Raw genomic sequence first — 17033 nt, 5'->3', positions numbered from 1 at the left:
TGAAGCAGGAGCAACGAGTCGACTTCTACCAGCCTTCCTTCAGTTGCCTGCGCTCTCATCTGATAGAGGCAGATCCATAGGTGCTATCCGGCGCGCCAAGAGCCCGGCGACGGTGATCGCTGCTTCAACCGGCGTAGGCGTGCGGACCGGCGTGTCTGCGGCGTCGCCGGCAGCCGCTTGTTTTCCGGCGAAACGCGCCAGACGCGTCGTACTCAGGATGACGCTCAGGCTGCTGCCAAGCATGGCGAATGCCGCTGCCACAGGCGGCACCGTGCCTGTGGTCGACAACCCCAGCACGAGCACGTTGTAGGCCATCGGAAACACCAGGTTCTGGCGCACGATGCGGACCGTGCGGTGCGCATGGCGCCAGGCGGCAAGCACCTGATACAGCCGCCGCTGGCAATCACGACCCCGGCAGCTGCCACCGCCGCCGGGGTCGCTCCCTGCAGCGAGATACCGCAGTCGGCCCCGGCCAGTGCAAGGGAGTCGTTGATGCCATCCCCAACGAAAACAGCCGGCCGACCAGCCGCTTCCAGAATATCGACTTTGTGCTCCGGCGAGCAGGCAGCCAAAACTTGTGCCCGCGGCAGGCCGACGGCTGAGGAAACGCGGCAGGCTGCGTCAAACGAGTCACCGGTAACCATACGTAGGGTGAGCTTTTTCTCGGCAAAGGCAGCGAGCGCGTCGCTGGCATCTGGGCGAACAGTATCCTGCAGTAGCAAGGCCCCGATCCAGATGGCATTGCGAGCAACCTCAATCCGGGTATCGCCTGTTGTCCCTTGCATGTGCGGCAGCGCTACTCCATAACTGGCGACAAAGTCTGCGTTTCCGGCCGGCCCACCCACTCGCCATCGACGCTCTGCCAGCGGCTGCCCTGCCTGTAGCGCTGGGCGGTGCCGGTAGTGGTTTTGTTTACCGGCAGGTTGGCGGCTGCATCCAGGATCGCACGGCAACCGGATGGGCAATCCCACGCTCGGCCTGCGCCGCCCGGTACAGTACCTCTGATTCAGACAGGCCCGGCGAGGTGATCGTCTCGGACAGCGCAAGGCGACCTTCGGTCAGCGTGCGGGTCTTGTAGAACAGGATTTCGCGTGCATTTGCCAGTGCTTCGAGCGAGGCCGGATCGCGGAACAGGATGCCGTTGCGAGCAGCGCTGCCTGCCGACGTCGAACAGGCTAGCGGCAGAACCAGGCCGACGGCGCACGGGCATGCGGCCACCAGCACCGACAATGCACGCAGGGCTGCTGAGGTGGCGTCGCCGTGCGCCAGGAAGCCTGCAGCAAAGCTGGCGACAACCAACGCGAGCGCGGCTGGAATCAGCCAGCGTGCAAAAGCGTTCTGCCTGCGAGGCGGCGGCATTCCTCGCGCCGAACAGTTCAAGCATGCGGACCCCGATACGGTCGACGAAGCGCCGTCCATACGGCTGCTCGACGCGGATGACAATGCGGCATGACAGGTTGATTGCGCCAGCAAGGACGCGCGATATCCGGACCGACGAACAAGGGCGCAGACTCGCCGTTCACGATGGCTGTATCGAGCTCGCTTTCGCCCTCCTCCACCATGCCGTCGACGATGACGCACCCGCCGACATGGACCACTACCAGTCGCCCGGTTGCACTTCGGGTGCGCGGATGTCGACCAGCTGTCCACTGGCGCCGATGCGCCTTGTTACTGGCGCTGGTGGCCGGCGTGCCATGCACGCGAAAGACCCGGTGCCAGGCGTATGCTGTTGAACGAACCCTGACTCGCTGCGCACGGGCAGCCAAGCGCAATAACTGAAGGGTGCCGCGTTTCGTATGACCGGAGCTGCGGCGTTTTCCCCCTGGGGCTTAAGCCCGCTGGAACAGTTGATCTGCCTGCAAATTGACCACCCAGGAGAGCACATGAAATTCAAGCAACGCAGCCCCGATCTCGCGGTCTCGGATTTGGGATCGAAACACGGTACCTCCCGTCGACGCCCGACAATGTCACTGATACCCATGCGGCCGCGTTCAAGCTGCTGATGGCCGAGTTACCCAAGCCGCTACTCGGCTCTTGCCGCACCGGCCGGCGGTCGACGTTGATGTGGGCGCTTTCCCGCGCAGGCAATGAGTCCCCCGCCAGACTGCTCGAGGCGGCCTCTCAGGCCGGGTACGATCTGGACACACTTGCACCGCGCCTTGAAAAAAATAGAACGGGATGCACTTGTCAGCATTAGTCATTGTCGATGGTGGCGCGGCCTCGACATCACAAGCCTGAAGGCGGGACGGCGCGCCGCTCGGTGAAAACTGGAGATCACATGAATGGGAACCGCTTCGGCAGCCGTGGCGAGGCCTGGGTACTGATCCAGGCATTGCTGTTTGCAGTGTTCCTGCTGGCGCCCAGGGTCGGACCAGCCTGGCCGGCGCCGACGGTGTTCCGCTTCCTTGGAACGATTGTTGCGCTGGCCGGAATTGCCGTCCTTGGGAGTAGCGCGGTCTCTCTCGGGAAATCGCTCACGCCCTTCCCCCGGCCCTTGCCCGGGGCGGAACTGGTCACGAGCGGCGCTTACCGCCTTGTCCGGCATCCTATCTACTTTGGCCTGCTGCTGGTTGCGCTCGGGATTGCTTTATCTACCCTGAGTCCGTTGCGTCTCGTATTGACCTTGCTGCTGGGCGTATTTTTCGATCGCAAAGCAACTCGCGAGGAAAGGTGGCTGCTCGAGCGTTATCCCGGCTATCCCGCATATCAGGCAAAGGTCAGGAAACTGGTCCCTTACTTTTATTAAGTTTATGTTAACTTAATATTTCCCAGGCAGCGCCCATGCTGGCCCCAGCGCCGCACAGCGAAAATCATCAATGTTTCAGCGACACCGCGGTTGCCGCCTGCGCTGCTATTCCTTGGAAATGTACGGAAGATGAATGTAAACCAGAGGAGCTCGACATGAAATTAAATGCGTATGTGGCTGCGGCAGTGTATGCAGTGTATGCAGTCGGACTCGGGAGCGGAGGCGTAGCGGCGGCGCAGTCCGGATCGCCGCCCAAGACCAATCCGGCAGGCGAGGCAAAATATGGCGACACCAGGATGCTCGAGGCAGGCGCGAAGATCTTGCAGAGCAATTCTCCCCTCAAAGGATTCGATGTGTATCTGAATGGATTTCATCCAATGAAAGCTAAACCGGAAATCCAGATGGAGGCACACCATTACTGCCATCAGATGAACGAGGACTTCGCGCAATGCGTGCTCTTCGATAGCAATACAAAAAGCGCCAACATGAATGGGGTTGAATATATTATTTCCGAGAAGCTATTCAATAGCCTGCCCCAGGAGGAACGGAAATACTGGCATCCGCATAATGGCGAAATCCTGTCCGGCCAGCTGGTTGCGCCAGGACTGCCAGCCGCTGCCGAACATGCACTGATGAAGAAGAAAATGAACAGCTATGGCAAAACCTGGCACGTTTGGCATACGGGGCACCAAGGCGAGCCAGGCGACAAAATGCCGCTCGGCGAAGCCATGCTTGCCTGGTCATTCAACAGGGAGGGTGAAATCATGCCAGGCTTGGGTGAGGCCCGTGACAAGCAGTTGAAGGTCAGCACGGTCGAAAAACGTGAAAGGCGCTCGGATCTGCGTGCGCTTGCCAAGCCCCAGTCCGGCGTGGACGATCTGAAAGGCAAATTTCCAAGACCGACTAAAGACATTCCAGGTGTCGTTGACCAGAAAGCCTCTGGGCCAAGGGCGAGCAATTAATCTATCAAGGGATGTCAGGGCGTCTGCCGCGGCGGCAGTGGAACGCCCTCTTCGGGACTATGCATAGCGGCCATCCGGGAAGCTTGATACCAGTTGCGCGATCGCGTCGAGACCGCGCTCCATGGTATCGATACCGGGTGGAACAGTACCGCCCGGCCCGGTCAGGACCTATGCGCGGACCGCACGGACGATCGCGTCTGGATCCTTCGAGGACGTCACCTCGTCGAAGTCGCCGCGCAGCGATTTCAATGCAAAGCGCTCGTCGGCGATTTCTCTTGCGGTACGCACGCCAAGCCTGCGCAACACGGGAAGCGGTGGACACCAGCCTTGCAGCGCGTGCTGCACCATGAAGGCCGGCACACCGGCAGCCAGCACCAGCCAACGCTTGTTGCTCTTGAGAGCAAGTGCCAGTCCGACGAGCGAAAGCGTAGCGAAATTGGTCTGCAGGGTACGCTCGACATCCCACTCGTGCTCTAAGTCCTTGAGGCGGCGGGTAATTAAGGCATTCCTGTCGTTGCGTTCATATTCGGCGATCCGTTCCTGCGTTTCATGTCGAATTTGATCGTTCAGATGCGCCGAGGTATGGCCCGACACTTGTGTGGCGGTGGCTGCGAACATCGTCGTCTCCTTAATGAATTGAATGTGTCAGGCTGGATCTTTCACCCAGCAATGCCTTCAATGCCATGCGTTCCTGCTCGATCTCCTCGGCGGTACGCAGTCCTGCGGCTCGGAAAACGGGCAAGAGCGGATACCAGCCCTGCAGGTTGTGCAGGATGACCATGCTCGCTGCCATCGCCGAGACCGCGAACCATTTACGGTTGCTCAGGCTACCCAAGGCCAGGCCAAGGAGAATCATGCTCGGCGCTTCGAGCTCGATTGCCCTCTCGACATTCCACTCACGGTCGAGTTCGTTCAAGCGCCGCTCTATCGCCTCCCTGTCCGCACTTCTGATGTTTGCGATGTTTTCTCGCAGCTGCTGGTCGAATCGTTGCATTGCGGCTGCCGACGTATTGCGCTCGGCTTTTTCTGTTGTTGCCGGAAACATTGAAACCTCCTGTCGAAAGTGAATGCTGAATGGGGACATCCCCCTTTGCATACGCAAAGGCCTTCAATGGACACGAGAACGGCATCGCTTCCAAACGTTATCTTAGACGCATCCATGAGAACGGAATGCACCGTTCTTTGTTGCAAGTTAGCGCCGACCCTTGTGGGCACTGGGCGCAATCGACCCGGCGACTATGCTTCGCCGCAGGAGGTCAGGTTTTCCAACCCCACTTCGCAAAGATCCGCCTGCCCTCTTTCGATTGCAGGAAATCGACAAAATCTCTGATTTCGCCGACCGATCCATGAGGTAGCGCTGCAAGGCATCGATGACCCGCATGGTCAGCAACGGCATCGGTCAGGCCTTGCCCTTCGCCATGCTCTGCCCGCGCTGTCGCAGACCATCGGACAGCTGCCACAAAGTTTCAGCTCGCAACCCGGTCCGGCAATAAGCGAGTACCGGCTTCGGCGCATCGGCGATGATCGCCGCGAAAGCCTCCACGTCGCGCGGCGTAATCTTGCCTGGCACCACAGGTAGATAGTGTGCAACCACGCCATGCCGCCGGGCCTCCTCTGCCACCTCGGCAAACGAGGGCTGATCGTTGCCTTCTCCGTCGGGACGGTTGCAAATAATGGTGGCGATGCCCGCATCACGCAGGTTGGGCAATGCTCCTGGCGCAACTTGGGGCGCAATCGCGAACTCTTTGTCGAGGTAACGGATGTTCATATGCTCTCCTGTTAAAGTCATCCAACAACAATCTATTGAAATATAGATCGTAAAGTCATATAATATCCCCAGACATACCGAAACGCAATAAGGAATCGACGATGAGCGACAACCAAAAACTTGATCTGCAAGCGATGCAAGCGTCCGCGACACGTGCCTGCGGCATGCTGAAAGTGCTTGGCAATCCCGACCGCCTCCTCCTGCTCTGCCAGCTAACGCAGGGTGAATTCTGCGTCAGCGAACTCGAGGCGCTGCTGCAGATCCAGCAACCCACCTTGTCCCAACAACTGGGGGTGCTGCGCGAGGAAGGGCTCGTTAGCACCCGGCGTGAAGGCAAGCAGATCTATTACAAGATCGAAAGCCGCGAAGCCATGGAGATCATGCGAGTTCTATATGAGTTGTTCTGCCAACCTGAAAAAGGAGTACCGCAATGACAATCGACTGGATGAATTTCACGCCTTGGACAGCACTGGCGGGCGGGCTCCTCATTGGACTCGCCGCGGCGGCCTTTGTCCTTTTGAACGGCAGGATCGCTGGCATTAGCGGAATCCTCGGCGGCCTCTTACGACCAGTTCGCGGCGACCTCGCGTGGCGCGGTGCCTTCCTGGCAGGCTTGGTTGCCGCCCCCGTCTTGTATGGATTGTTCGCTGCGTTGCCTGAGGTGACGGTCGATGCGAGCACTGGAACCTTGATAGCGGCGGGCCTGCTGGTCGGCGTGGGCACCCGCTACGGCTCGGGCTGTACCAGCGGCCACGGTGTCTGCGGCATCTCGCGCAGGTCACCTCGTTCGCTCGCGGCGACGGCAGCATTCATGCTTGCTGGCTTCGTTACCGTCTACGTCGTGCGTCATCTACTTACTTGAAAGGAAACGACATGCAAATCGTAGCCGCATTGTTGGTTGGCCTTGTCTTCGGACTTGGACTGATTGTCTCGGGCATGACCGACCCGTCCAAGGTGGTCGGGTTCCTCGACCTCGCTGGCAACTGGGATCCATCGCTGGCCTTCGTCATGGGTGGGGCGATTCTGGTTGGCACGATCGCTTTCGCCTTCGCTGGGAAGCGCGAACGCTCGCTTCTGGGGGCGACTATGCGCCTGCCGACGGCCACGCAGGTCGATCGTCGCTTGGTGCTGGGTTCGCTCGCCTTCGGCGCAGGATGGGGATTGGCCGGGTATTGCCCCGGCCCGGCATTGGCGTCTCTCGCTTCGGGCGGCATGAAACCGTTGATCTTTACGCTTGCGATGCTGGCCGGTATGGCCTTGTTCGAGGTACTCGACCGGGTAGCTAGCTCGCGTGTCCGGGCTGGAGCCTGAACATGCATCCCTTTTTGTCGCTTGGCCGGCAAGATGATGCCCGTTTCACTGTAAGCCCGAGGTCGAGATGCTGACGTCGTTCGTTCTCGGTCTGGTGGTCGGGCTGATCCTCGCCTTGACCGGCGCGGGTGGCGGCATCCTGGCCGTCCCGCTGCTGATGTTTGGCGTCGGGGTGACGGTTGCCGAAGCAGGTCCAATCGGCCTGATGGCAGTCGGCATGGCTGCAGCGCTAGGAGCTGTGCTGGGTCTGCGCGCTGGCACCGTTCGCTATCGCGCCGCCGTTCTGATCGCTGTAACCGGCATGCTGCTATCGCCTGCCGGCCTGTGGGCAGCGCGGCAGGTCGATGCAGACTGGCTCGCCGTTCTGTTTGCGCTGGTGCTGTTTTACGTTGCCATCAAGACGTTCAAGCAGGCATCCACAAAGGTCGCAACGGCCGCTACCGGAAACACGGTCTGCTTGCGCAGCGACGGCACCGGCCGCTTCATCTGGACAAGGCCATGCGCCCAGGCACTCGCTTTGTCGGGAAGCCTTGCCGGTCTGCTATCGGGGCTACTGGGAGTGGGTGGCGGATTCGTCATGGTGCCGGCGCTGCAGCGCTATACCGACCTGCCCATGAAATCGGCGGTTGCAACTTCCCTCGCTGTAATCGCGCTGATCTCACTGATGGGCGTCGGTACAACTGCCATGAGCGGCCACATGAATTGGTCAATTGCCCTCCCCTTTTCGGCCGGTGCGCTGGCGGGAATGCTGGGCGGGCGCTCGCTGGCTGCCCGGCTTGCCGGACCTCAGCTACAGAAAGGTTTTGCAATCGTTTCCGCACTCGTCGCCGTCGCGATGATCGCGAAGTCGCTGTCGTAACTAATCCGTGTTTATTTATCGAGGAGATCAATATGAACCTGAATCCCATCCAGTTGTTCGATACCGAATCGTCGACCTTCACATACATTCTGACGGCGCCCGGCTCGAATGACGCTGTCATCATCGACCCTGTCGACCACCATTGGGAACGCGACCTGCGACACCTTGAGCGTCTTGGCTTAAAACTTGTCTATGTGCTGGAAACGCATGCGCATGCCGACCACATCACTTCGGCTGGCAAGCTACGCGAATTGACGGGTGCGCAGGCGGCGGTTCCAGGCGGCTGCGGCATTTCGCCGGCAGAGGTCCAACTGGACGACGGCGACATCATCCGCTTTGGCGACGCTGAAGAAATCAAGATCCTGCATACTCCAGGCCATACGGCTGGCAGCATGAGCTACGTCTGGCGCAACAACGTGTTCACCGGCGATACCCTGCTGATCGACGGTTGCGGACGCACAGACTTCCAGAGTGGCAGCAGCGACGCGCTGTATGACAGCGTGACCAAGAAGCTGTTCACGTTATCGGACGAGACACGCATGTGGCCAGGTCACGATTACAAGGGGCAGGTCGTATCGACGATCGGTTGGGAAAAACGACATAATGCCCGGCTGGCCGATCGCAGCCGCGAGGATTTCCGCAAGCTGATGAGCGAACTTGATTTGCCCAAACCGAAGATGATCGACGTGGCGGTGCCCGCAAACCAGAATCTGGGACTGCCGCACGGTAGCTAGAAGAAGAATGATCCACATCTTCGAAGGCGTGCGAAGAAAACCGTTTCCGCTATCCGCTAAAAAATTTTTGCGGGATTGGTCGGTCAGATATGTGGACAGGGGGGGCCGACTTTGCCTCCCCCCCGGGGGGAGGGGGCGAGAGCAAATTGGAGGCGTCAATTGAGGGTAGAAACGCTACCATATGTTCATGACTCGACTTTCCTCACCTACGTTATATGCCTGTCCGGCGTGTGCTGGATATTTCACCCGCTCGGCTCTCACGTCGCTGCACTACTATGGCGAAGTGCCTCAATGGTCTGATGGGAAGAATGAACAGTGGTGGGCTGGACTCGGTGCCCCTGCTGGGCGCTGCCCGACGTGTCGTACCGTCGTTTGGGTGGACGACGATATTGCGTTGATGGATGAGCATCAGGAGCCGCACGTCATAAGCTGGTTGTCAAGGCTATGGCACCTGCTGACGGGGGATCGGAGCGGCAGGCTTCGGATTGAGCGGGAATGGGCATCGTTGCCGCGCGAGATGCGAGAGGCCGAACGTCTTGACAGCCTCAGTACCGCCCAGGATTACGTCGATTCTCTGGCGCAGCTCGCTCCTTTGCTGCCTGACCGAGAAGAATACTTACGCAGGAAGCTATGGTGGGCCTCAAATGACCACCTTCGTAGGGAAAGCGGTGGTCCAGCCTTGGAGGAACACGCTGCACGAGCCAACATGGAACGTTTGCTTGGCCTACTGCCGTCGACTGCAAGAATCCTGGAGCGAGTGGAACTGTGTCGTCAGCTAGGTCGCTTCCAAGAAGCGCTTGACTTGATTCCCTTGGCACCACCTGATCAGCAGGTGAAAGCGCGCTTGCAGTGGCAATGGGCCGAGGCGGGAGATTCAGCCATGAGAGTCATTCCGCCGCAACCGGCAACGCCCCTTCGCAGGCCGCGAAAGGAGATGTCGACTGATAACTAAGGCATTGGAGACCACTCTACTGGCCGGCGCTCAGAAGATCGTCAAGCAGGTGCTTTCACGATCGCCAAAACTGCGGCTCTGGAAACGCCGTATAGCCTCGCCAAGGCGCTAACGCCCTGTTTGTGCGAATACCCCTCTGACGATCGCCTGCCGTTGCGCTGGCGTCGTTTAAGAGGATCGGCCCAGCGTCTTACCGTCTGGGTGCGCTCTACAATCAGGTCAGGCTCCATCTCAGCCACAGCACCCAACGTGGTCAGCATGAGCCTGCCAGCGGACGCCACTTGAACTGCGGAGCTAATCCAGCGGATCGAGCACAAAAACGTTGATGTCGACGACTTCTCCGATCCGATGGGAACGCTCAGTTAAGAGAGCGCGGGCACGCCCCCATAAAAGCCTCAGGTAGAAAGGTCGGCAGCATCAGCGGGCTTCACAATTCGCATGATGCTGGCCCTGGAGATACCGAAGTTTCGCGCTAGGGCGCTGATCGATTCCCCCTTCCCTCCACGGAACCGGCTCACCATAGCCGCCCGCTGTTCCTCGGTTGTACTGGTCGGGCGTCCCAAGGTTTTCCCCTCCGCCCTCGCTCGCGCTAGGCCGGACTGGGTGCGCTCGACAAGCAGGTCGCGCTCCATCTCGGCGACAGCTGCCAGCATAGTCAGCATCAGCTTGCCGGCGGCACTTGCCAGGTCGAGTTTGCCGAGCTGCAGGACGATAACTTCAATGCGGCGGGCTGCCAGTGCTTTGATGGTGGAGCCGACGTCCTGGGCGTCACGGCCGAGGCGATCCAGTTTCGTCACCACCAGAGTTTCGCCATCACGGATCTGGCCAAGCATCTTAGCGAACTGTGGGCGCTGCGATGCGGCGACCTTCCCTGAGACCCCCTCATCAGCATGCCAGTAGTCGATCGCATAACCAGCCGCTTCAATCTCGCGTCGCTGGTTCTCTGTTGTCTGTTCCTTTGTGCTGACCCGACCGTATCCGAAAATTGCCATTACTCGTCCTTTTTGATTTTAAAGAATGCTCAGGGGTGTTCAATAAGGATGATATTACATTTGAACATGAGCAAAAGTCAAAAATGTAATTTTTGAACACATGAGCCGGTCAGGTTTGATGGGTGTTCACATACGGTCGTTTCCTAACGCACACAAGGGTAAGGTAGAATTCGAGCATTGTTTTGCGGAAAGGGCAACTAATGAAGGTATGTGGTGTTGATATCAGCGGGAGTGAAGCGCGGCTAGTTGTAGTCGAAGGTGGTGCCGACGGTGTGATCGTCTGCGAACTTGAAACCAAGCGGATTTCATTGAAGGACGACGAAATAAATGAGCAGGTGCGATCTTTCTACCAGGTGATTCTTGCACTCGTACGCGAAAATAAGATTGATAGAATAGCAATAAAGAAGCGTATGAAAGCCGGCGGTTTTGCAAGTGGTCCAGTCAGCTTCAAAATAGAAGGATTGTTTCAGATGGTCGATGAGGCGGACGTCGTACTCATAGCTCCCACCACAATCTCCGCATTTGAGAAAAAGAATGGCCAAGATACTCCAGTCGGATTAAACAAGTACCAACTTGATGCATATCGCACTGCACGCGTGGCATTATTGAAAGGTTGAGATGGCTGGCTTATACCTTCAAGGTGTGAATGCGCCGGCAGAAATCCGAGACCAACTTATTTTGATGTCTAAAAATATCGAATTTACGCGTGAAGATGTTAAGGCCGGTAACGGTATGGTCTTCTTTGGCGTTAACAAAGTTTTAGGCCGAGAGATCGCTGTAAAATTCTATTATTGGGGAGGGGTAAAAGACTATCATGCTGAACCAATGCAGCTATCGACTATCCGTGCGCCAAACGTTTTAGAGATTCTTGATGCTGGCCTATTAGATGACGAGTGGGCCTACTTTCAAACCCCTACGTGCCCGCATGGCGATCTAGACGATGTTCTTGAGCGAATATCCATAGGAAATGTGGCGGCTATGGATTTTACCGCTCAGATACTGACTGGGTTGAGCCATCTACATGCGCAAAATTATGTCCACCGTGATCTAAAGCCTGCGAACATTTATGTTGGTGATGACCACAATGCAGTCATTGGAGATTTTGGTTCTGTACAAAAAATTCCAGACGGCGCGACGTCTGTTCCTGCATGCGGTCACTCGCTTCTTTACCGCCCTCCGGAAGCGTTCGGTGTAGATAAAGCGTATGGGATTACGGGTGATATATATCAAGCTGGGATGATTATGTTTCAGCTCCTTGGTGGATATTTGCCATATGAAGACCTAGCATATTTGACCGTGAAACAGCGAGCTGATTTAAAAGCGGTAAAAGATCCGGCCGACCAATGTTTTTTTGTGGATAAATGCATAGGCGAACTCATCTGCGCAGGAAGAATCCTCGACTATAATAAAATGCCTCCATGGGTTTCAGGGGAATTAAAAAAATTAATAAAAAAAGCTTGTCATTTGAATCCTAACAAACGGTTTCAAACAACTGCGGCATTCCTTGCAAAACTTCGCGAGCTTAGGCCAAGCGTCCTCGACTGGCGCGTCGAAGACGGCGACCCTGTATTGACTGGGCCGACAAGTTATCGAATTGTTGACAAGGGCGGTCAATATGGTATCCAGAAGCGAAAGCAAGGTGACTGGAGATCTGATAATTCATTCGGTGAAGACACATTGGATCAGCTTGTTACTGCAGTCTCGTCATTTGTCACAGGGAAATAGAAATCCGGTCAACATGGGCAAAACAATTAAGATTTACCTCCAGAACGAAAGCGTCGCAGGTATCCGGCATGCGGAGATCGCCAACTGGAGCGGCCAAGCTCTAGCTTGCCCCCGCTCGCGGTTTCAGGACCTACGCGATTGGCCGGAGGTTCATCGCCCTGGGGTCTACTTTCTCTTCGGTGTGGATGACGAAGATGGTAGCGATGCCGTGTACATCGGTGAGGCCGAGGTTGTCATTGATCGGCTGTCCTCTCACATGCTCGGTAAAGACTTCTGGACTGAAGTCGTTGCGTTCACCAGTAAAGATGAGAACCTGACAAAAGCGCATGTCCGATACTTGGAATCCCGCTTGGTTGGAATGGCCAAGCAGGCCGGTCGGTATCAGATTACAAATTTCGCCTCTCCTCAGCTACCGTCGCTTCCAAGGTCCGACCGCGACGCTATGGAGGAGTTTCTCGGGGCTGCGAAAATGTTGCTCGGGGCCTTGGGTCATAAGGTTCTAGAACATCTCGTCTCGCAGCCAAAACAATTAAATTTGCCCGATGCACCCGCGACTATCGAGTCTCTAGGCGATGCGAAGATTGGACCGGTAGTCCAAGAGCAGCAGCCTCACAGCCCGGCTGTCTTCCATTTGCGCGTCGCTGGCATTCACGCGCGCAGCGTACGCACCGACGAAGGCATGGTTGTTCTAGAGGGTTCTGACGCAACCGCGACGACCTATAAAAGCCTGACTGGCAGTATGGCGGTCCTGCGTCAAAGTTTGATCGAGTCTGGCACGCTGGCACCGTCAGAATCAAAATTGCGACTGACGCAAGACCATCTTTTCAAAAGCCCGTCACAAGCTGCGGGTGTGCTGGCAGGCTACTCGATCAACGGGCGGGAATACTGGAAACTTGAGGATGGGACGACCTACGCCCAATTCGAGACACAGCAATCAAAGCTGCAACTTGAAGACCTCGCAGCCAAATAACGCCGTGACACGACATTAATAAGAAAAAGGCGTGCACAGTTTAGAAAAGCTACCCACGTTGTGCCTGCAGAAAACCGTGCAGGCTGTCAGGTACGCCTCAGCCATTCCCGTACGTTTCGATAATGGACAAACGTCAGGCGCTCAACACACGAGACCAAAAAGAGATGTTTTTTGCGCCACTTAAAAGGCTTACGTGCTGCAACTAGCTCGCCCGGCTCTGCTCCCATCTTGAGCAGCAATTTTGATCGCGCGATCCGTGCCCGGTCGGTCCCATTGGCGGCGATGTTCGTTCGGTATCGCAGTGCGTGGCAGTGCCGGCAGGCCAGTTCGCTGCCTAGGAAGTAAAGCGACTGGAAATTCCCCTCGTGTGCGCGAGGGCAGGTCATGAGACGGCGCACACGGTCTCGAAGGCACTGAACTGGCACGATGTTCACCACCCACTGCCGACCGCCTAGGAAGACCGCCAGGCGCGTCTCAGTAAGCACTGCGACGGTCCGCACGTCCCCATCGTCAAGAACGAGCCTAGACGACCCTGTGGCCTTCGCCGCCCGCATCAACTTCGGCAGGTTGACCTCGAAGGCATTTTCGAGGACTGGCACTCTGGGCGCTTTGGTTGTTTTCATTCGAGGCACCTAAAAGAAAAGCGAACCGGGCACATGCATGCCGGATTCGCGTGTACAGCAAACCGACCAGATTAATGCTTTGGCTTCTCGGCCGCGATTACGAAGCAACGGCCTTGGAGGCGGATGGCGATGTGCCCGGTCAACGGGCCGAACTCATCCTCCAGTCTCTCTTTAAATGCACGTGATTCGGTATCGCCCCAGTTGTAGCCGTTGACCGTGTCAAACACGGCTTTGAGCGCTTCGTACAGGTCGAACACGTCGAGCCGGGCGGGCAGGATTGGCGCCATGAAGCGGAACGCGCCGCGCTCGCGCAAGTAGCCGAAACCGAAGTGGGTGACGAAACTCTCGACAATAGCCACCGCTTTTTCACGCGGCACGTCCAGGTAGTCCGCCTTGAGCGGCCAGCGGTGACGCGGCTCCTGCAAGAGCGCCATATTGTGGACTGGAGATTTAATAGTGTTCATGTTGATGGGAACTGAAAATTTGAGTTGATGTAAAGTTATTGTGGCGCCAAGCGATTTATTCGAGTCGTCGTTTTTTCCGCAGGGGTGCAGGTGTTGCAGGGAGCGCTGAGTCTGATCACCGCCCTGTGGTCGCAGATAATTAAGTCAACCTGATTTCACTTCAGGTCAAAACAACCCTGCTGCTCCCTGCACTCCCTGCACCTGTGACTGCTTAGGCTTCGCTGATGCTCCACAGCGCCGTCTTCGTACGGTTCAAGCCGGCACGCTTGAGGCTCATGCAGTTGATGATGCGTCCCTCGCGCTTCAGCAACCACTTCCCGAGGCGTCGCGCATCGACACCACCGTAATCACCGGCAATGTCTTTCAGCAGGTCGCCCCACCCCTCAGTCGTGCTTGTGCGCTTGACCAGCTCGGCGACAGTGAACTTTGCGTTTGGTCCGAACGTCATTTTCGCCATCTCGAGCACGACGGCCAACGCCGCAGCCTCAGGGTCATTTGCGCTGTCGCGCAATAAGGCAGCCTTGGGATCGACGAAACCTGCAGCGAGGCCCTGCTCGCTCAGCCAGACAATGGTCGAGCGAACCAACTTGTTCCAGTCGTCCATCGAGGCGAGTCCGTCGCACACCTTCGGGAAGCCAGCGGCGACATAGCCCTGGATCAGCGTCAGCGCAGCCGTGATCATCAGCAAACGGTTTTTGAGGCAGTAGCCGAGTGGTTCCAGGTCGAACTGACGTCCAGCGACCTTGGACGCCTCGACCTGTGCATCCAGGCGGCACGTCAAGAAGCGACGATTCAGGTCGCCGACCAGCTGCAGGCCATTCCCGGTCGCCAGCACCAATAAGCGGTGCTCAGCTTCGGCTTCGCGCGACTCGCCGAGGACGCGGCCCTTGATTGCTGGAGCAGTGGTGACAGCGCACAGGCTTGCCGATTCGATCGCGTGCTCCGCATTGTCGAACAGCAGGGTACCGGCGCCAGCCAACGCCGAGCTGAACAGACTCTTAGCCCACTCTTCTTCATGCGTGATCGGTGCGCTTACCGCCGGCGCCGTGCCGTCATACAGGACGCCGATACACTGGGCCAGCAACGTCTTCCCGGTGCCGGGCGCAGTTGCGCTGAATCCGAATCCCGGAGCAGTGCGCAAGCAGCAGCGAACTGCAGCAGTCAGCGCTGCTGCCAAGGCGACGGATCTATCGGCAGCCGAGACGTACGGAAACTGCTCGAACGGCTTCCACAAGGTTTGCAGTGCATTTTTTAGATCGCTCTGCGAGGGTGCCAAGCGGACGGCCGGCCAGGTAACGAATTTCTCGTTTCTGAGCAGCAGACCAGATGGCTCGTCGTAACCGGGCATTGCGATCAGACGACCATTCGCGTCCATGGTCGGGACATCGCGCACAGCAGTTAGGCGTGGCATACGGGTATGCGCTGCATTCGCCAGCAAGCCTTGGACTACGCCTTGCGGGCATTCAGCAACGACCATCTCCTGCTTTTTGACGTTGTATTGCTCGAAGCGGCACAGGCGATGTACGAAGACTTTCATCCAGGTCGCCACAGCTTGCACGATTTTGCCTTCGTCGCTGACATACACCATGACGCCTGCGCGTTCGTACATTTGACCCGACTTTTTCAGCAGCAGCGCCATCGAATCCACCATGCGCGGCAACTCGCCTGCAGACACTTCGATCAAGGCCGGTGCGCGGTCCAGGCGGTAGTAGGTTCCATGATGGAGGTGCGAGTACAGGTAAGGATTGCCACCGCTGCGCAGGTTGAGCCACGCAACACGGCCGTCGACCTCGGGTTCCAGCGGGTCCGCAAACCGCGCACCGTGCCACTTTTCCGGGTTGTCCATCACGGCGCCCACGGTGACTGGCTTGCCCTCGGCCGTGATCAACGGGAAGTCACCCATCAGGGTGCGCTGCATCGTCGCACGTTCGAGCATGAGGCTGATGGCAGCCTGGTCAGTATCCAAGCTCAGGTTCCTCAGCCGCTCCCCAATCACTGGCGCGACTTCCGTGATGTATTGCGCCTTCGCGGCCTGTACCTGGGGCGCCATCGCGGCGCGAGCCGTCGACTTGATTTCCTTCAGGTCGTTGACTTCGGCCTCAGTCAACTCGTGTACCTCAGCCACATCCAGGATGCCAGCACCCGTGATCGTCCCCTCATAGCAAGTACGCACGATGCCATTGTCGAGCACCGGCTGTGCTGCGAAGTCGAGACCTTCTGGCTTCCACACCGATGCGTCAACGGGACCGCGCTCCAACAGCTGGCCCGATTTGCTGACTGCGAAGTAGCCGGAACCGGCGAGCCAGAGGCGTTCAAAGATCAGCTTACCAATACGTGGGATTTCGCTGGCCTTGCTAACGATCAGGTAGATACGCTGCCCGGTGACGCCCGCGCCATTGATGCCAGACGAGGCGCTTGCGCGCCACAGCATTGCCACACCCGAGAGGGGTGTACAGCAACTGCGGACGATTTGCAGCAGTTCCCCCTGCGAGAGCGCCGGCGCACCTTTCGGCGGGTCGTAGTCAAGCATGAGAATGCCAGCGTTGTCTCCGAACTGGAAGTTTTGGCGAGTGCGCGTGATTGCGCCCGCTGCCGGATTCGTTACGCTTTGGGCAACGACGTCGCCTTGGTCAAGCACCGGGCGACCGTACGTCGCAGCTTGGGTGGGCGCCAACATGTCGAGGATGGCATCCAGCTCTGCTAGGTTGGTTACGTCGTGAACCTGGTAGCTGCCGTAGACGAGCTTGGCAGCGGCCTGTTTGCGAATCGTTCCGCTTTCATCGAGGAAAAACGTCTTCGTCAGGTTGCCGTTGGCATTGGTTAGCACAGTGACCGCTGCGCTGCAGGCGACGGCGGCCTGTACTTGATCCTGTGCGCTCGACATGCGCCCCATCACCGCAGAGGTTTCATTGTTAGTCAACATGTCG

General features: G+C 57.8%; 20 protein-coding genes. 10 read left to right on the top strand and 10 right to left on the bottom strand.

The window, feature by feature from the left end; all coding sequences use genetic code 11:
- Nucleotides 1-39: 39 nt before the first annotated feature.
- The 3 genes from G4G28_RS09775 to G4G28_RS09765 all read right to left on the bottom strand — a co-directional run bounded on the left by G4G28_RS09775 (nucleotide 40) and on the right by G4G28_RS09765 (nucleotide 1473).
- Nucleotides 40-339: a hypothetical protein gene (locus tag G4G28_RS09775; protein WP_182991916.1), complete on the bottom strand. Its 300-nt coding sequence runs from the start codon at nucleotides 337-339 to the stop codon at nucleotides 40-42.
- Nucleotides 225-785 carry an HAD-IC family P-type ATPase gene (locus tag G4G28_RS28970; protein ID WP_182988121.1) on the bottom strand — a complete coding sequence of 187 codons (561 nt, stop codon included), beginning with the start codon at nucleotides 783-785 and terminating at the stop codon, nucleotides 225-227. The genes G4G28_RS09775 and G4G28_RS28970 overlap by 115 nt, the downstream gene beginning before the upstream one ends.
- Nucleotides 786-912: 127 nt before the next feature.
- Nucleotides 913-1473 carry a cation-translocating P-type ATPase gene (locus G4G28_RS09765; protein WP_182988120.1) on the bottom strand — a complete coding sequence of 187 codons (561 nt, stop codon included), beginning with the start codon at nucleotides 1471-1473 and terminating at the stop codon, nucleotides 913-915.
- Between the two features lie 805 nt (nucleotides 1474-2278).
- On the opposite strand from G4G28_RS09765, the gene G4G28_RS09755 reads away from it, so the two are divergent.
- A complete protein-coding gene (locus G4G28_RS09755) occupies nucleotides 2279-2746 on the top strand; it encodes an isoprenylcysteine carboxylmethyltransferase family protein (RefSeq protein WP_182988119.1) in 468 nt (155 codons plus the stop codon).
- Between the two features lie 35 nt (nucleotides 2747-2781).
- A complete protein-coding gene (locus tag G4G28_RS09750) occupies nucleotides 2782-3708 on the top strand; it encodes an OBAP family protein (RefSeq protein ID WP_229424953.1) in 927 nt (308 codons plus the stop codon).
- Nucleotides 3709-3876: 168 nt separating this feature from the next.
- On the opposite strand, the gene G4G28_RS09745 is transcribed toward G4G28_RS09750, so the two are convergent.
- The 3 genes from G4G28_RS09745 to G4G28_RS09735 all read right to left on the bottom strand — a co-directional run bounded on the left by G4G28_RS09745 (nucleotide 3877) and on the right by G4G28_RS09735 (nucleotide 5476).
- Nucleotides 3877-4326, bottom strand: a complete 450-nt coding sequence (locus tag G4G28_RS09745; RefSeq protein ID WP_182988118.1) for a hypothetical protein — start codon at nucleotides 4324-4326, stop codon at nucleotides 3877-3879.
- A gap of 10 nt (nucleotides 4327-4336) precedes the next feature.
- Complete coding sequence (locus tag G4G28_RS09740) at nucleotides 4337-4753, bottom strand: hypothetical protein (RefSeq protein WP_182988117.1); 417 nt, start codon at nucleotides 4751-4753, stop codon at nucleotides 4337-4339.
- 354 nt (nucleotides 4754-5107) lie between these two features.
- Nucleotides 5108-5476, bottom strand: coding sequence for a TIGR01244 family sulfur transferase (locus tag G4G28_RS09735; protein ID WP_182988116.1), 369 nt, complete (start codon nucleotides 5474-5476; stop codon nucleotides 5108-5110).
- A gap of 101 nt (nucleotides 5477-5577) precedes the next feature.
- Here G4G28_RS09735 and G4G28_RS09730 point away from each other — a divergent pair, with 101 nt between their 5' ends.
- From G4G28_RS09730 to G4G28_RS09710, 5 genes are all read left to right on the top strand, one after another.
- Nucleotides 5578-5910: a helix-turn-helix transcriptional regulator gene (locus G4G28_RS09730; RefSeq protein ID WP_182988115.1), complete on the top strand. Its 333-nt coding sequence runs from the start codon at nucleotides 5578-5580 to the stop codon at nucleotides 5908-5910.
- Nucleotides 5907-6338, top strand: a complete 432-nt coding sequence (locus G4G28_RS09725; RefSeq protein ID WP_182988114.1) for a YeeE/YedE family protein — start codon at nucleotides 5907-5909, stop codon at nucleotides 6336-6338. The genes G4G28_RS09730 and G4G28_RS09725 overlap by 4 nt, the downstream gene beginning before the upstream one ends.
- 11 nt (nucleotides 6339-6349) lie before the next feature.
- Nucleotides 6350-6787: a DUF6691 family protein gene (locus G4G28_RS09720; RefSeq protein WP_182988113.1), complete on the top strand. Its 438-nt coding sequence runs from the start codon at nucleotides 6350-6352 to the stop codon at nucleotides 6785-6787.
- A gap of 67 nt (nucleotides 6788-6854) precedes the next feature.
- Nucleotides 6855-7646 (top strand): sulfite exporter TauE/SafE family protein, encoded by a 792-nt coding sequence (locus G4G28_RS09715; RefSeq protein WP_182988112.1) that lies wholly within the window; start codon nucleotides 6855-6857, stop codon nucleotides 7644-7646.
- A gap of 32 nt (nucleotides 7647-7678) precedes the next feature.
- Nucleotides 7679-8380 (top strand): MBL fold metallo-hydrolase, encoded by a 702-nt coding sequence (locus G4G28_RS09710; RefSeq protein ID WP_275944338.1) that lies wholly within the window; start codon nucleotides 7679-7681, stop codon nucleotides 8378-8380.
- A gap of 1347 nt (nucleotides 8381-9727) precedes the next feature.
- Here G4G28_RS09710 and G4G28_RS09705 read toward each other — a convergent pair.
- Nucleotides 9728-10324 (bottom strand): recombinase family protein, encoded by a 597-nt coding sequence (locus G4G28_RS09705; protein WP_182988111.1) that lies wholly within the window; start codon nucleotides 10322-10324, stop codon nucleotides 9728-9730.
- A 200-nt stretch (nucleotides 10325-10524) separates the two neighbouring features.
- Between G4G28_RS09705 and G4G28_RS09700 the strand changes: the two genes are divergently transcribed.
- Genes G4G28_RS09700 through G4G28_RS09690 form a run of 3 tightly spaced genes read left to right on the top strand, consistent with a single transcriptional unit; the run spans nucleotide 10525 to nucleotide 13019 of the window.
- On the top strand, nucleotides 10525-10941 hold the full coding sequence (locus G4G28_RS09700; protein WP_182988110.1) for a DUF3010 family protein: 417 nt from the start codon (nucleotides 10525-10527) through the stop codon (nucleotides 10939-10941).
- Between the two features lies 1 nt (nucleotide 10942).
- Nucleotides 10943-12049 carry a protein kinase gene (locus G4G28_RS09695; RefSeq protein WP_182988109.1) on the top strand — a complete coding sequence of 369 codons (1107 nt, stop codon included), beginning with the start codon at nucleotides 10943-10945 and terminating at the stop codon, nucleotides 12047-12049.
- The gene (locus G4G28_RS09690; RefSeq protein WP_202033617.1) at nucleotides 11991-13019 is read left to right on the top strand and encodes a GIY-YIG nuclease family protein; all 1029 of its coding nucleotides are present in this window, start codon (nucleotides 11991-11993) and stop codon (nucleotides 13017-13019) included. Before G4G28_RS09695 ends, G4G28_RS09690 begins: the two co-directional genes overlap by 59 nt.
- An 86-nt stretch (nucleotides 13020-13105) precedes the next feature.
- Here the strand turns inward: G4G28_RS09690 and G4G28_RS09685 are convergent, their stop codons facing one another.
- From G4G28_RS09685 to G4G28_RS09675, 3 genes are all read right to left on the bottom strand, one after another.
- Nucleotides 13106-13642: a hypothetical protein gene (locus G4G28_RS09685; RefSeq protein WP_182988108.1), complete on the bottom strand. Its 537-nt coding sequence runs from the start codon at nucleotides 13640-13642 to the stop codon at nucleotides 13106-13108.
- A 71-nt stretch (nucleotides 13643-13713) separates the two neighbouring features.
- The gene (locus G4G28_RS09680) at nucleotides 13714-14106 is read right to left on the bottom strand and encodes a hypothetical protein (protein ID WP_182988107.1); all 393 of its coding nucleotides are present in this window, start codon (nucleotides 14104-14106) and stop codon (nucleotides 13714-13716) included.
- 211 nt (nucleotides 14107-14317) lie between these two features.
- Complete coding sequence (locus tag G4G28_RS09675; protein ID WP_182988106.1) at nucleotides 14318-17029, bottom strand: hypothetical protein; 2712 nt, start codon at nucleotides 17027-17029, stop codon at nucleotides 14318-14320.
- Nucleotides 17030-17033: the final 4 nt, after the last annotated feature.

Origin of the sequence: Massilia sp. Dwa41.01b (genome assembly GCF_014171775.1) — a bacterium.
In the GTDB taxonomy this organism is placed as follows: domain Bacteria; phylum Pseudomonadota; class Gammaproteobacteria; order Burkholderiales; family Burkholderiaceae_D; genus Telluria.
This window is presented reverse-complemented; position numbering and strand designations above follow the sequence as displayed.

Coding starts and splice junctions, on each gene's coding strand:
- G4G28_RS09750 (WP_229424953.1), top strand. CDS start 2,782: ATGCTGGCCCCAGCGCCGCACAGCGAAAATCATCAATGTTTCAGCGAC.
- G4G28_RS09735 (WP_182988116.1), bottom strand. CDS start 5,476: ATGAACATCCGTTACCTCGACAAAGAGTTCGCGATTGCGCCCCAAGTT.
- G4G28_RS09745 (WP_182988118.1), bottom strand. CDS start 4,326: ATGTTCGCAGCCACCGCCACACAAGTGTCGGGCCATACCTCGGCGCAT.
- G4G28_RS28970 (WP_182988121.1), bottom strand. CDS start 785: ATGCAAGGGACAACAGGCGATACCCGGATTGAGGTTGCTCGCAATGCC.
- G4G28_RS09680 (WP_182988107.1), bottom strand. CDS start 14,106: ATGAACACTATTAAATCTCCAGTCCACAATATGGCGCTCTTGCAGGAG.
- G4G28_RS09720 (WP_182988113.1), top strand. CDS start 6,350: ATGCAAATCGTAGCCGCATTGTTGGTTGGCCTTGTCTTCGGACTTGGA.
- G4G28_RS09710 (WP_275944338.1), top strand. CDS start 7,679: ATGAACCTGAATCCCATCCAGTTGTTCGATACCGAATCGTCGACCTTC.
- G4G28_RS09705 (WP_182988111.1), bottom strand. CDS start 10,324: ATGGCAATTTTCGGATACGGTCGGGTCAGCACAAAGGAACAGACAACA.
- G4G28_RS09685 (WP_182988108.1), bottom strand. CDS start 13,642: ATGAAAACAACCAAAGCGCCCAGAGTGCCAGTCCTCGAAAATGCCTTC.
- G4G28_RS09700 (WP_182988110.1), top strand. CDS start 10,525: ATGAAGGTATGTGGTGTTGATATCAGCGGGAGTGAAGCGCGGCTAGTT.
- G4G28_RS09695 (WP_182988109.1), top strand. CDS start 10,943: ATGGCTGGCTTATACCTTCAAGGTGTGAATGCGCCGGCAGAAATCCGA.
- G4G28_RS09715 (WP_182988112.1), top strand. CDS start 6,855: ATGCTGACGTCGTTCGTTCTCGGTCTGGTGGTCGGGCTGATCCTCGCC.
- G4G28_RS09740 (WP_182988117.1), bottom strand. CDS start 4,753: ATGTTTCCGGCAACAACAGAAAAAGCCGAGCGCAATACGTCGGCAGCC.
- G4G28_RS09755 (WP_182988119.1), top strand. CDS start 2,279: ATGAATGGGAACCGCTTCGGCAGCCGTGGCGAGGCCTGGGTACTGATC.
- G4G28_RS09675 (WP_182988106.1), bottom strand. CDS start 17,029: ATGTTGACTAACAATGAAACCTCTGCGGTGATGGGGCGCATGTCGAGC.
- G4G28_RS09725 (WP_182988114.1), top strand. CDS start 5,907: ATGACAATCGACTGGATGAATTTCACGCCTTGGACAGCACTGGCGGGC.
- G4G28_RS09730 (WP_182988115.1), top strand. CDS start 5,578: ATGAGCGACAACCAAAAACTTGATCTGCAAGCGATGCAAGCGTCCGCG.